A 13,419-nucleotide genomic window follows, 5' to 3' on the forward strand; every position below is an offset into this window, starting at 1 on the left:
CCTCACCGGCTACCCCAGCGGAGCCCACGGCCTCACCGACCACCCTGGCAGCCACCGCCTCGGGAGCCGCCTCCGCCCCGCCGCCCCCGTGTTCCAAGGACGCCAGGGCCGACGAGAGCGCCGCCGACGCGCGCAGGTCCAGGCGGGCGCTGGTGCCCCGCGCGCGGTGGCGGAGTTCGTCGGCGGCGAGGCGCAGCAGCTGCGGCAGCAGGTCGTTGCAGCGCCGGAGCACCCAGCCGGTGCCGGCCGTGGCCAGCCACCAGAGGCTCGCTGTGCGGGTCGGCGCGGGGAACTCCGGCTCGGGCGAGGGCGGCCGGCCGGAGGCGTGGCCGGTCTCGGCGAGCAGGGCGTGGCAGCGGACGGCGAGCTGCCGGTGGCCGCGCTCGCCCGGATGCAGCCGGTCCGCGCTCCACAGGCTCCGGTCGGCGGTCCAGCCGTCGTCCGCGGCGTGCAGGTGGAGGGCGCCGTAGCGCTCGGACAGCGCGTGGACGACCGCGTTGACCGCCCGTTGCCGGCGGGCCAGCGGGCGGGCGAGGGCGTCCGGGAGCCGGAACATCGCGCCGGGGTCGGGCAGGCAGGCGGTGAGCAGGGTGGCGCCCTGCCGGGTGAGGGACGCGTAGACGTGGTCGAGGTGGGCGGCCACGGCGTGGATGTCGAAGGTGTGGCGCAGCGTGTCGTTGACGCCGATGACGACGGACACCAGGTCGGGCCGCAGCTCCAGGGCGGCCGGTGTCTGTTTCTCCCGCACGTCCCGGGTCTGCGCCCCGCTGACCGCGAGGTTGGTGAACCGCACGTGCTCGCTGTCCTCGGCGAGGGAGGCCGCCAACAGCGCGGCCCAGCCCCGCCACCCGGAACCGACCGGGTCGCCCACGCCCTCGGTCAGCGAGTCGCCGAGGGCGACGAACCGGACGGGTCGGCTCCGCCGTCGTGCCGCACCGGCTCTCATGCCACGCCCTCCCGCACGGCGGGACGGGAGTCGGGGCGACGCGGCACCTTCGCGTCGTGGGCCGCCAGGAAGGCCTCCACGGCCGTTCCCCAGCCGAAGCACTCCGCACGCGCGCGTGCCGCTTCGCGCCGCTCGCTCTCGCCGCGCTCCAGGAGGAGTTCCACCGCGTCCGCGAAGGACTCCGCGCCGCCGGCGGCGGTGGCCCCGGCGGACCCGATGACCTCGGGCAGCGCGGACGCCGCGCTCGCCACCACGGGGGTGCCGCACGCCATGGCCTCCAGCGCGGCGAGGCCGAAGGTCTCGGCGGGCCCGGGCGCGAGGCACACGTCGGCGGAGGCCTGGAGCGCGCCGAGGGCGGCCCGGTCGCGGACGTGCCCCAGGAAGGTCACCGGGAGCCCGCCGTTCCGCGCGCGCTGCTCCAGCCGGGCCCGCAGCGGACCGTCCCCGGCCACCACGAGCACCGCCCGCCGCCCGCGCCGCAGCAGCGCGTCGAGGGCGTCCAGGGCCGTGCCGGGGCGCTTCTCGACGGACAGCCGGGAGGCCATCACGAGCAGCGCCTCGTCCCCGCGCGCGTAGCGGTCACGCAGCGCGGGGTCGTGCAGCGCGGGGTGGCGTTCCCGCAGGTCGACGCCCAGCGGGGCGCGTACGACGTTGCGCGCGCCGATGCGTACGAACTCGCGCTCGGCGAACGCGGTGGTGCACACCACCCGCGCGTAGACGTGCGCGGTCCGGGTGTTCAGGGAGTCGGCGGCACGCCGGGCGAGGTGCTCGGGCAGGCCCCAGGTGCGCAGCACGCCGTCGGCGGTCTCGTGGGAGACCATCACGGCGGGCACGCGCGCGCGGCGGGCCCAGCGGCCGGTCCAGCGCAGGGTGGTCCGGTCGGAGACCTCCAGGCGGTCCGGGGCCAGCTCCGCCAGCAGGGCGGCCACCCGCCGCCTGTCGGTGAGGACGCGGTAGCCGCCGGTGCCGGGCAGCAGCGGGCCGGGCAGGGTGATGACGCGGCCCTGCTCGGTGTCGCGGTCGGTGTGCCGTTCGCCCGGCACGATCAGGACCGGTTCGTGACCCGCGGCCCGGAAGCCCTTGCCGAGTTCCCGCAGGGCGGTGCGCAGGCCGCCGGAGGCGGGCGCGACGAAGTTGGCGAGCCGGACGATGCGCAGGGACTGCCCGGTCATGCCGCCACCGCCGTCCTCCGGGCCGCGAGGACGTCCTCGTAGTGCGCGAGCAGCCGGTCGCCGACGGCGGCCCAGGTACGGCCCTCGACGGCCGCCCGGGCGGCGGCGCCGTACGCGGCCCGGCGCACGGGGTCGGCGGCCAGGGCGCGCACGGCCTCCTGTACGGCTGCGGCGTCGCGGGGCGGGACCAGCAGGCCGGTACGGCCGTGGTCGACCAGGTCGAGCGGGCCGCCGGCGGCGGGGGCGACGACCGGGACACCGCTGGCCATGGCCTCCTGGACGGTCTGGCAGAACGTCTCGTAGGGACCGGTGTGCACGAACAGGTCCAGCGAGGCGAAGATCCGGGCCAGGTCGTCGCCGGTGCGGCGGCCCAGGAAGACGGCGCCGGGCAGGGCCTCGGTCAGGTGCGCCTGGCTGGGCCCGTCGCCGACGACCACGACCCGCACGCCGGCCCGCCCGCAGAGGGCGGAGAGGAGTTCGACGTGCTTCTCGGGGGCGAGCCGGCCGACGTAGCCGACGATCGGTTCGCCGTTCGGGGCGAGGGCGCGGCGCAGCGCCTCGTCACGGTGCTGTGGCCGGAAACGTATGGTGTCCACGCCGCGCGGCCACAGCCGGACCCGCGGTACGCCGTGCTCCTCCAGGTCGGCCTGTGCGGCGCTGGACGGAGCCAGGGTGCGGTCGGCGGCGGCGTGCACGGAGCGGATCCGCCGCCAGGCGGCGCTCCCTCCGGCGCCCAGGTAGGTACGGGCGTAGCCGGCGAGATCGGTCTGGTAGACGGCGACGGCGGGCAGACCGAGCCGGGCGGCGGCCGCCATGCCGCGGACGCCGAGGACGAACGGGCCGGCCAGGTGCACCACGTCGGGGCGGTGGGCTACCAGGGCGGCGGCCAGACGCCGGCTGGGCAGGGCGACGCGGACCTGGGGGTAGCCGGGGAGCGGCAGCGAGGGGATCCGGACGACCGGGCACGGGGCGTCCGGGTCCGGGCCGCTGCCGGGCGCGGGGGCGGGGGCGGGGGCGACGACGAGCGGGTGGTGACCGCGATCCACGAGGTGCCGTGCGGTCTGGAATGCGCAGTGGGCCACGCCGTTCACATCGGGGGGAAAGGATTCGGTCACGATGACGACACGCATACGGGTGTTGTCGCCGTGCTGGACGTGCCCGCGTCAACTTCGATCTTTCGGCGCGGGGAACGTCCCATGAGCGTTGGGCTGGGCACCCGAGCAGGTCAGACGGCCGTCATGGCCGCCTGACCCGTGGGCCATCCGGTGTTCACCCGGCGGGCGGTCGTCCGCCGGGGCAGGGGCGTGAGTGGGGGTGGGCCGAGGGGGCTCAGCCGAGAGCCGCGTCCGGTCCGAAGCGGCTGCGCACCGCGGTCTGTACCTCGGCCTCCTCGGCCGGATCGGCGGCCAGGCGGCGCAGGCGCTCCACGACCCGGGTGTCGCCGGTCTCGGCGTGCCGGGCGGCGAGTTCGCGGGTGGTCTCCTCGCAGTCCCACAGGCATTCGACGGCGAAGCCGGTGGCGAAGGAGGGGTCGGTGGCGGCCAGCGCGCGGGCGGCGCGGCCGCGGAGGTGCGAGGAGGCCGTCTCGCGGTAGAGGTGGCGCAGCACGGGGGCCGCGCAGGCGATGCCGAGGCGTCCGGCGCCGTCGACGAGCGTCCCCAGGGTGGGCGCGTCCGGCCCCTCGCCGCGCACGGCCTCGCGGAGGGCGCCGAGGACGAGGTCGCGGTCCCGGGTGCCGCCGCGGGCGGCGAGCATCCGGCCGGCGGCGGCGCCGAGCGCGTCGGGGCGCTGGGCCCAGCGGCGCGCGCGGTCGACGGCGGCGACGCTGCGCATCCGTTCGAAGGCGTCGACGGCGGCCTCCACGACGAGCGCCGTCCCGTCGGTGACCGCGGCCTCGATCAGGTCGAGCGCGTCCCGGTCGTTGCCGTCGGCGAGGTAGCGCAGTGCCGTGCAGCGCGCTCCGTCGGTGCCGGTCCGGGCGGCCTGGACGATCTCGGGCCGGTCCTCGGGGCCGGCCACGGCGACCAGGCAGCGGGCGGCGGGCACGTGGAGGGCGGCGCCGCGGTCCATGCCCTGCTGGGCCCACTCGAAGACGGCGCGCACGCTCCAGCCCGGGCGGGGCCCGGTGGGGCGCATCTGCCGCTGCCAGCGGTCGAAGCAGCCGGCCTCCTGAGCGGCACGCACGCGCGTGGCGATCGATGCGCGCGGATCCTCGGCCCACAGCCGCCAGGGCCGTGGTTCGAAGGCGTCGCGTACGGCGGCGGCCAGCTCGGCTTCGCCCTCGGGGTCGGTGCCGAAGCGGGCCAGGACGGGGGCGGCGAGGGCGCGCAGGCCCGCGTCGTCGTCCCGGAGGGCCAGCTCGTCCAGGGCCCAGGCCCAGTTGGAGCCGTGCGCGGCGTACCGGCGCAGCAGTTCCAGGGCGTCCCGCCGGCCGTAGGAGGCGAGGTGGCCGAGGACGGCCAGGGCAAGGCCGGTGCGGGACTCGTCGGTGTCGAGCACGTCCTCGGCGTCGAAGAGGTGCGCCTCCACGGCGTCCAGCTCGCCGTTCAGGTCGAGGAAGAGCCGGGCGTAGTACAGGGAGCGGTTCTCCAGCTGCCAGTCGTGGCGGGGATCGCGCAGGACACAGTGGTTCAGGGCCGCGAGCGCTTCGGGGCGCGGGGCCGTGAGCGCGTGCAGCGTGCCGTCGCCGCGGCCGCGCTGGAGCAGCCCGAGCAGCGTACCGCTGGGCGCTATGACCGGATCGAACATGGGAAACAGCCTCACATCAAGCGTCGACGCAACCGGGGAACACGCATTACCTGGCCGCGTGACACAACGTCGGAGCGCCCGCCGTCTCTTGCTTGCTGTAGACCATTTCTCTCTGCCTCTCGTCGGTGGCCCATGCGGACCGCATCACGGCCCGCGCGGTGCGGCAACACCTGCCCAGCCATCGCGTCCGTGAATCACGACGTCATGATGACCCGCGGTGTGTGCTGCCGCGACCGTATTTCCGGCGGCCCTGTACCGCCTCCCCCGTTTTCCGTGTCCTACCTGGTCAGTGCGTCGGCGTCAGTGGACGCCGAACAGTTCCAGCAGCTCCGTCTTGGCGAACATCCGGGCCGTGTCGACGGCCGACGGCGTGCCTGCGGAAGGGTCGGCTCCGCCCTCCAGGAGGGCCTTGATCACGTCCGTCTCCCCCTTGAAGACGGCACCCGCGAGCGGGGTCTGGCCCCGGTCGTTGATCTGGTCCGCCGCCGCGCCGCGGGCGAGCAGCGCGCGCACCGCGTCGGCGTGGCCGTGGTAGGCGGCGAGCATCACGAGGGAGTCGCCGCGGTCGTTGGTGAGGTTGGCCGGAACGCCCGCGTCGACGTACGCCACGAGCGCCTCGGTCTGCCCCTGCCGGGCCAGATCGAAGATCTTGGTCGCCAGCTCCACGACCTCGGGGTCGGGGGCTTCGCTCATCGGCCGGACCACCTCTCCTTGCTGATGCGGGGACTGCTTCGTACGAGTGAATCGCCAGCGTACTGGCTCGCGCGGCACATGACCCGATGTGCCCGAGGTAAAGATCAGCTGCAGCTCCCCTCCCAGGCAACCCACCTGGTCAACCGGGCACCGACGGGCTCCTCCGAGTGGGGGAAATCAACCGATTTTCATCCAGTTGCACCTTTAATAGTATGGATACATCCTGTGATCCTGGAAGAACTCATGGTGACTGTCCCCCACCTTCGACACCAGGAGGCCCCAAATGATCCTCTCCCTCTCAGGCGTGCTGCTGCTCGGCGTCGTCGTCTTCCTGTTCTTCCGCAAGGACGGCCTGAAGGGCTCGCACGCCACGGTGTCGGCCCTCTTCGGCTTCTACCTGTCGACCACAGGCATCGCCCCGAGCATCAAAGCCGGAGGAGAGAGCCTGGCCAGCCTCCTGGGCGGCATCAAGTTCTGACCCTGCCCGTCCCGCCCGTACGCACCCACAGGAGACAGCAGTGGCCCGGCGCCCCCTCCCCCGCATCCTGAGCAAGGACAGCGCCCAGATCGCCCGGACGCAGATCGCCCGGAGCAGGGAACTGGCCCGGACGGCGGCCGACAGCGCCACCGACGTCCTCCACCCGCTGATCACCGTCACACGCGGGCTGCGCCTGCTGGCCTCGGCCGGCGGGCGCAGGTGGGCGGACACGCCCAAGGACAAGCGCGGGCCACTGCTGTTCTTCGTGGCGTCCGTGATCCTGCTCGTGGCCCTGATGCCGTACGGGCCGCTGCTCGCCGTCATCGCCGTGATGGCGGCCGCGGCCTGGCACGGCCGGGACCGCACCCCGCCGGCGCCCGAGGGGCCCGACGAGTCCCAGACCCAACGGCTCCAGTCGCTGTACGAGGCCCTGGTGCCGTACTTCTCCGGCGCGGACGACCCGGCGCCGCTGTACGCGCACGGCGGCGAGTGGGAGAAGGTCTTCGCCGTGCACGAGTTCGACGACGCCGGGCGCGTCGCCCACCTCGTGATCCGCTACCCCGCCTACTTCCCGGACGGCGAGGCCGAGGCCCGCGCGCGGATCGAGCAGCTGCTCACCGCGAAGGCCGGGCGCAGCCGCGAGTACCACTTCGGGTGGGACGAGGCGGGCAACCAGCTCACCGTCACCGCCCTCGCCCCGCTGCCCGCCGACGTCCCCGCCCAGCGGTTCGTCACCGCGCCCGGTGAGACCGTCCTCGGCTTCACCGACCCCAGCGAGGTCCCGCGCACGCTCCCCCTCTCCTACGGAGAGGAACAGATCGACATCCCGCCGGTCGTCTGGCGCACCGGCATCCGCTCCACCGAGCCGCACCTGCTGGCCCTCGGCCACCCCGGCAGCGGTACGTCCACCCTGCTGCGGTCCATCGTCCTGCAGACCCTGCAGTACGGCGACGTGCTGATCGTCGACGGCGGCGGCACCGGCGAGTACGCCTGCCTGACCGGGCGGGCCGGGGTGCTGGCCGTGGAGTGCGCCCTGCCCGGGGCACTGGCCAGCCTGGAGTGGGCCGCGCAGGAGACCGAGCGGCGGCTGATCGCGATCAACCTGGCGCGGCAGGCGGGCGACCCGCCGCCCGCGGACACCCGGCGGCCGCTGTGGATCGTGCTGGACCGGCCGAGCGTCTTCGCACACCTCGCCGCGGCGGACGGCCGCAAGGACCCGCAGGCGCTGCTCACCGTGCCCCTGCGGCACGGGCGCGCGGCGAACGTCACCGTGGTCGTGGCGGAGCAGTTCGACAGCGCGGAGGCGCTGACCGACGCGGTACGGCAGCACACGCGCGCGCGTGTCGTGCTCGGGCCGGCCGCGCCGGAGCAGGTGGAGGCGGTGCTCGGGGCAGCGCCGCACACCACGCCGATGACGCAGGTGCCGCCCGGGCGGGGGTACGCCCGGCTGGGGTCCGGTCCGGTGCACCGGCTCCAGGTGCCGCGTACGCCCGACCCCTACGACGACGCCACGAGTGATGCCGACCGGCAGGCGGTGCTGGACCTGCTGCCGCCCCGCGACACCGCCGGGGAGGCCGAGCCGACGGACCTCACGAAGCACGCACCGGTGGCCGCGGAGGCCGTGGCGGCCGAGAACTGAGCAGGCGCCCTGAGCCGCGGCCGAGTGAGACTTGCGCCGGCCGTGCTGGACGGGTGCCACCCTCGTGCCCTGGCAGGCGTCCCGCTGCATCACCGCGCCCGGCCCACGACGGCCCGCGGTACGACCGGCCGCTGCCGACGCGGAGGCGCGCCGACCGCTCGACGGCCCGCGGCCCGGAGGGCGCGACGGCCACTGCCGGGCGGGCGCCGCCCCGCCGCACCACTGCCCGCCGCCACCCGTGCTTGCGGGCCCCGCAGATCCGGCCCGCGGAGCCGTGCGCGCCAGAGTGCACGCGCCCGTCGATGCCGGTGGCGCCGGCGATACCCGCGTCCAGCGGCACGCACAGGGACCGGTCCGTGCCCCGGCCGGCGCCGGTCCGGCTCTCGGCGAGGCCCCCGGCGCCCCTAGGGGGCACGCGGAACCGCGCGGGTGACCACGTGTCCGAGCCGCCCCCGCCCCGGAACCGCCGGTCTAGGCCACGAACGTGCGCGGTGCCTCCGTACCGCCCGACGCCCCCGATTCCACCAGCCGCGCCGCGGCGGCGAGCCGTACCGCCGCCTCCTCCGCGACCGCTCCCCCGACGGTGAACGGAAGCCGGACGTACCCCTCGAAGGCGCCGTCGACGCCGAAGCGGGGCCCGGAGGGCACCCGGACACCGGTCCGCTCGCCCGCCTCGGCGAGACGGGAACCGGAGAGGCCGCCAGCGCGCACCCAGAGGGTCAGTCCGCCGCGCGGCACCTCGAACTCCCAGTCGGGCAGTTCCCGGCGCACCGCCGCCACCAGGGCGTCCCGGTTCTCCCGGGCCTGGATCCGGCGCAGCTCGACCGCCTGCGCCCAGCCACCGGTGCTGAACAGCCAGTTCACGGCCAGCTGCTCCAGCACCGGCGTCCCCAGGTCGGCGTACGCCCGCGCGGCGACCAGGCTGCGGATGACGTCCGGCGCCGCCCGCACCCAGCCGATACGCATCCCCGCCCAGAAGGCCTTGCTGGCCGAGCCGACCGTGATCACCGTGGAGCCCGCCGGATCGAACCCGCACACCGGCCGGGGCATGCCGCCGTCCCGGAACTCCTCGTCGAGCCACAGCTCGGACATCGTCTCGTCGGCGACGAGGACCGTGCCGGCCGAGCGGGCGGCGTCCACCAGCCGGCGCCGTTGGTCCTCGTCGGCGAGCGCCCCGGTGGGGTTGTGGAAGTCGGCGACCACGTAGGCGATCCGCGGCGCCGCCTCGCGCAGGACCTGCCGCCAGCGGTCCATGTCCCAGCCGGACAGGCCCTCGGCCATGGCGACGGGGACCAGCCGGGCGCCCGTCTCGCGCATCAGCTGGAGGATGTTGGCGTACGACGGCGACTCCACGGCGATGCGCTCGCCGCGGCCCGCGAAGAGATGGCAGATCGCGTCGATGGCGCCCATCGCGCCCGTCGTCACCATGATCTGCTCCGGCATGGTGGGGATCCCGCGCGCGGTGTAGCGCTCGGCGATCATCGAGCGCAGGGCGGGCAGCCCGGCCGGGTAGTCGCCGTGGGTGTGGGCGTACGGCGGCAGTTCCTCCAGGGCGCCCCGCACGGCCCGGGTGAGCCAGGGTTCGGGCGCCGGGAGCGAGGCGCAGCCCAGGTCGATCACGGAGCCGAGGGCCTCCGGGGGCAGGGGTTCGAGGCCGCGGGCCGGGATGGGGTTGCCGGCCGGTACCGCGGTCCAGCTGCCGGCCCCGCGCCGGGACTCCAGGAAGCCCTCCCCGCGCAGCGCCTCGTAGGCGGCCGCGACGGTGGTGCGGCTGACGGAGAGGGCCATGGCCAGTTCGCGTTCCGCGGGCAGCCGCGCGGCCACCGGCACGCGGCCCTCCAGCACGAGCAGCCGGATGCCGTCGGCGAGGGCGCGGTAGGCGGGCGGTCGGCGGGTGCCGGGGCCGGCCGGGCGGTCCTGCTGGGAGTTGAGGAGCCGGGCGAGCTGCGCGGCCCCCACGGCCGAGGTCCACTGCGCCATGAAGATCAGTCCACCTTCCCCGGATTGGCCATGGATGGCGATCCATCCCGAGCCACAGAGTGTCATGCGTCAGGCCACCGCCACCACCCAGGGGGGTAATCCCGTGTCCACAGCCGGCTCCACCAGATCAGGCACAGCCGCACCCGGCCGCCACCTCGGCCGGCGGCTGGTCCAGCTGTACTCCGGGCTCGCGCTCTTCGGCGCGAGTTCCGCGCTCCTGGTCGCGGCGGGGCTGGGCCTGGAGCCGTGGAACGTGCTGCACCAGGGGCTCGCGGAGCTGACCGGCCTGAGCATCGGGGTGGTGTCGATCATCGTGGGCGCGGCCGTGCTGCTCCTGTGGATCCCGCTGCGCCAGCGGCCCGGGCTCGGCACGGTCTCCAACGTCTTCGTGGTCGGCCTGGCGATGGACGGCACGCTCGCCCTGCTCCCGGACGCCCGTTCGCTCGCCGTGCGCGTCCCGCTGCTCCTCGCGGGCATCGTGCTGAACGGCGCGGCGACCGGCCTGTACATCGCGGCGCGGTTCGGACCGGGGCCGCGCGACGGACTGATGACGGGCCTGCACCAGCGCACCGGCCGGTCGATCCGGCTGATGCGGACGGCCGTCGAGGTGGCGGTGGTGGTCAGCGGATTCCTCCTGGGCGGCACCATCGGGGTGGGCACCGTGCTGTACGCCGTGTCCATCGGCCCCCTGGCGCAGGCGTTCCTGCGGCTGTTCGCCCTTCCGTCGGCACCCTCGGGCAGCACGGTCGTTGCCGGGACGACACCCGGGCGCGCGATACTGCGACCGTGACCCTCGCGACACCGCCCCTGCGCCACCCGTACCTGGACCACCCGGGGCCGATCCCCTTCGCCCACCGGGGCGGGGCGGCCGACGGCCTGGAGAACACCGTGGCGCAGTTCCGGCGCGCGGTGGAACTGGGCTACCGGTACATCGAGACCGATGTGCACGCCACGGCGGACGGCCGGCTGGTCGCCTTCCACGACACCACCCTGGACCGGGTCACCGACGGCGCGGGCCGGATCGCCGACCTGCCCTGGGCGGAGATACGGCAGGCGCGCGTGGGCGGCCGTGAACCGGTGCCGCTCTTCGAGGAGCTGCTGGAGACGTTCCCCGAGGTGCGCTGGAACGTCGACATCAAGGCGGAGCCCGCGCTGCGGCCCCTGCTGGAGCTGATCGAGCGCACGAACGCCTGGGACCGGGTCTGCGCGGGCTCCTTCTCCGAGGCGCGCGTGCTGCGCGCCCAGCGGCTGGCCGGGCCGCGGCTGGCCACCTCGTTCGGCACCCGCGGGGTGCTGAGCCTGCGGCTGCGCTCCTGGGGGCTGCCGGCCGCGGTGCGCCGGTCGGCCGTGGCCGCGCAGGTGCCCGAGGCCCAGTCGGGCGTCCCCGTGGTCGACCACCGCTTCGTCCGCGCCGCCCACGCGCGCGGGTTGCAGGTGCACGTGTGGACCGTCAACCAGCCGGAGCGGATGCACCGGCTCCTGGACCTCGGGGTCGATGGCATCATGACCGATCACATCGACATGTTGCGCAAGGTCATGGAGGACCGCGGCGTCTGGGTCTGACCGCCCGGCCGCACCGGCCCGAGCCTTCGCAGGAGCACGGGGAAGCGAGGGCACGGGTGAGCACCGACACCGTGCGGACGGCAGAGGACGAGGCCGCCGCCCGCCGGCGCGAGCAGCGCGGCTGGTACGTGTACGACTGGGCGTGCTCGGTCTATTCGACGAGCGTCCTCACGGTGTTCCTGGGCCCGTACCTCACCTCGGTCGCGGAGCGTGCCGCGGACGGCGACGGCTATGTGCACCCGCTGGGCATCCCGGTCCGTGCGGGCTCCTTCTTCGCCTACTCGGTCTCCCTGTCCGTGATCGTGGCGGTGGTCCTGATGCCGCTGGTGGGCAGCGCGGCCGACCGCACGGGCCGCAAGAAGCCGCTGCTCGCCGCGGCGGCCTACACCGGCGCGGCGGCCACCACGGGGATGTTCCTCCTGGACGGCGACCGGTACCTGCTCGGCGGGGTGCTGCTGGTGGTGGCCAACGCGGCGCAGTCCGTCGGGATGATGCTCTACAACTCCTATCTGCCGCAGATCGCCCCGCCGGACCAGCGGGACGCGGTCTCCTCCCGGGGCTGGGCCTTCGGCTACGCGGCGGGCTCCCTGGTGCTCGTCGGGAACCTGGTGCTGTACTCGGCGCACGACTCCTTCGGCCTGTCCGAGACGGCCGCGGTCCGCGTCTGCCTGGCCTCGGCCGGGCTGTGGTGGGGGGCCTTCACGCTCGTCCCGCTGCGCAGGCTGCGCGACCGGCACGCGCGCGTGGCGCACACCACGGCGCCGGGGCTGCGGCAGCTCGCGGCGACCGTCCGGGACATGCGCCGGCATCCGCTGACCCTGGCGTTCCTGCTGGCGTACCTCGTCTACAACGACGGCATCCAGACGGTGATCACCCAGGCCTCGGTGTACGGCTCGGAGGAGCTGGGGCTCGGCCAGTCGACGCTCATCGTGGCCGTGCTGCTGGTGCAGGTGCTGGCCGTGGCGGGCGCGCTGGCGATGGGCCGGCTGGCCCGGACGTACGGCGCGCAGCGCACGATCCTCGGCTCGCTGGTGGCGTGGACGCTCACGCTGGCGGCCGGCTGGTTCCTGCCCGCGCGGGCGCCGGTGTGGTTCTTCCTGCTGGCCGCCGGGATCGGCCTGGTCCTCGGTGGCAGCCAGGCGCTGTCCCGGTCGCTGTTCTCCCATCTCGTGCCGCCGGGCAAGGAGGCGGAGTACTTCTCCGCGTACGAGCTGAGCGACCGCGGGATGAGCTGGCTCGGACCGCTGCTGTTCGGCATGACCTACCAGCTGACCGGAAGCTACCGGTCCGCGATCTTCTCGCTGGTGGCCTTCTTCGTCCTCGGTTTCGTCCTGCTCGCGCGGGTACCGGTGCCCCGGGCGATCCGCGAGGCGGGCAACCCGGTTCCGGAAAAGATCTAGCGTCGATTTAGCACTCGGCGTGAAAGGGCGGTAGTGTACGCGTTTGGCCTGCCAGGCGTACCGTTACTGCGCGTCAAAGATGCCGAAACGCTGGGTGACATCTGCTAGCAGATGTGACAAACCGGGCGCCTGTGGGTAGAACAAGGGGCGGCTACGACGGCGACGCATGACCCGGAACGGGACCCGGAACGGGAATCTTTACCGCCGACCGGACGTTGACCGGATGACGACGACAGCGACACCTGTCCTGTGGGCGACAAGCCCGGGAGGCACGATTCATGAGTGAGCGAGCTCTTCGCGGTACGCGCCTCGTGGTGACCAGCTACGAGACGGACCGCGGCATCGACCTGGCCCCGCGCCAGGCCGTGGAGTACGCATGTGAGAAGGGGCACCGTTTCGAGATGCCCTTCTCGGTCGAGGCGGAGATCCCGCCGGAGTGGGAGTGCAAGGTCTGCGGTGCCCAGGCACTCCTGGTGGACGGTGACGGCCCTGAGGAGAAGAAGGCCAAGCCCGCGCGTACCCATTGGGACATGCTGATGGAGCGGCGCACCCGTGAGGAGCTCGAAGAGGTCCTCGAGGAGCGCCTGGCGGTTCTGCGTTCGGGGGCGATGAACATCGCGGTCCACCCCAGGGACAGCCGCAAGAGCGCCTAGTCCCTGCCGGGGCTCGGCTGCTTCGAACAGCGCAACGCAACCGACCGCGGGGGGGCGGGCGCGGGCGCAACAAACCCCCGCCCCCGCGGGGGTGGGGGGGGGGGGGGGGTCGCGGGCCGCGGGCGGGGGGGGGGCGGGGGGGGGGCC

11 protein-coding genes and 1 pseudogene are annotated in these 13,419 nt (G+C 74.6%); 6 read left to right on the forward strand and 6 right to left on the reverse strand.

Annotated elements, in window-relative coordinates:
- Positions 1-94: 94 nt before the first annotated feature.
- The 5 genes and pseudogenes from ABZ923_RS26500 to ABZ923_RS26520 all read right to left on the reverse strand — a co-directional run.
- Positions 95-946: pseudogene (locus tag ABZ923_RS26500) on the reverse strand (SGNH/GDSL hydrolase family protein); the annotation flags it as partial.
- Positions 943-2,118: a glycosyltransferase gene (locus tag ABZ923_RS26505; RefSeq protein ID WP_361476146.1), complete on the reverse strand. Its 1,176-nt coding sequence runs from the start codon at positions 2,116-2,118 to the stop codon at positions 943-945. The gene ABZ923_RS26505 and the pseudogene ABZ923_RS26500, both read right to left, overlap by 4 nt.
- A complete protein-coding gene (locus tag ABZ923_RS26510) occupies positions 2,115-3,248 on the reverse strand; it encodes a glycosyltransferase family 1 protein (protein ID WP_361476148.1) in 1,134 nt (377 codons plus the stop codon). The genes ABZ923_RS26505 and ABZ923_RS26510 overlap by 4 nt, the downstream gene beginning before the upstream one ends.
- 199 nt (positions 3,249-3,447) lie before the next feature.
- Positions 3,448-4,866, reverse strand: coding sequence for a HEAT repeat domain-containing protein (locus ABZ923_RS26515; protein WP_361476150.1), 1,419 nt, complete (start codon positions 4,864-4,866; stop codon positions 3,448-3,450).
- Positions 4,867-5,166: 300 nt separating this feature from the next.
- On the reverse strand, positions 5,167-5,559 hold the full coding sequence (locus tag ABZ923_RS26520; RefSeq protein WP_361476152.1) for an ankyrin repeat domain-containing protein: 393 nt from the start codon (positions 5,557-5,559) through the stop codon (positions 5,167-5,169).
- 283 nt (positions 5,560-5,842) lie between these two features.
- On the opposite strand from ABZ923_RS26520, the gene ABZ923_RS26525 reads away from it, so the two are divergent.
- Together ABZ923_RS26525 and ABZ923_RS26530 are read left to right on the forward strand one after the other, a co-directional pair.
- A complete protein-coding gene (locus ABZ923_RS26525; protein ID WP_014671463.1) occupies positions 5,843-6,037 on the forward strand; it encodes a hypothetical protein in 195 nt (64 codons plus the stop codon).
- A gap of 40 nt (positions 6,038-6,077) precedes the next feature.
- A complete protein-coding gene (locus tag ABZ923_RS26530; RefSeq protein WP_361476154.1) occupies positions 6,078-7,676 on the forward strand; it encodes a hypothetical protein in 1,599 nt (532 codons plus the stop codon).
- Between the two features lie 471 nt (positions 7,677-8,147).
- Here ABZ923_RS26530 and ABZ923_RS26535 read toward each other — a convergent pair whose 3' ends face one another.
- Entirely contained in the window at positions 8,148-9,656 is a 1,509-nt protein-coding gene (locus ABZ923_RS26535) for a PLP-dependent aminotransferase family protein (protein ID WP_361476156.1), read from the reverse strand.
- 64 nt (positions 9,657-9,720) lie between these two features.
- On the opposite strand from ABZ923_RS26535, the gene ABZ923_RS26540 reads away from it, so the two are divergent.
- The 4 genes from ABZ923_RS26540 (at position 9,721) to ABZ923_RS26555 (ending at position 13,272) form a co-directional block, all read left to right on the forward strand.
- Positions 9,721-10,446 (forward strand): hypothetical protein, encoded by a 726-nt coding sequence (locus ABZ923_RS26540; RefSeq protein ID WP_361476158.1) that lies wholly within the window; start codon positions 9,721-9,723, stop codon positions 10,444-10,446.
- On the forward strand, positions 10,443-11,219 hold the full coding sequence (locus tag ABZ923_RS26545; RefSeq protein ID WP_361476159.1) for a glycerophosphodiester phosphodiesterase: 777 nt from the start codon (positions 10,443-10,445) through the stop codon (positions 11,217-11,219). Before ABZ923_RS26540 ends, ABZ923_RS26545 begins: the two co-directional genes overlap by 4 nt.
- Before the next feature lie 56 nt (positions 11,220-11,275).
- Entirely contained in the window at positions 11,276-12,619 is a 1,344-nt protein-coding gene (locus tag ABZ923_RS26550; protein ID WP_361476161.1) for an MFS transporter, read from the forward strand.
- Positions 12,620-12,897: 278 nt separating this feature from the next.
- Entirely contained in the window at positions 12,898-13,272 is a 375-nt protein-coding gene (locus tag ABZ923_RS26555) for an RNA polymerase-binding protein RbpA (RefSeq protein ID WP_003977404.1), read from the forward strand.
- Positions 13,273-13,419 lie beyond the last annotated feature (147 nt).

It is taken from the genome of Streptomyces sp. NPDC046881 (assembly GCF_040645015.1).
Lineage (GTDB): Bacteria > Actinomycetota > Actinomycetes > Streptomycetales > Streptomycetaceae > Streptomyces.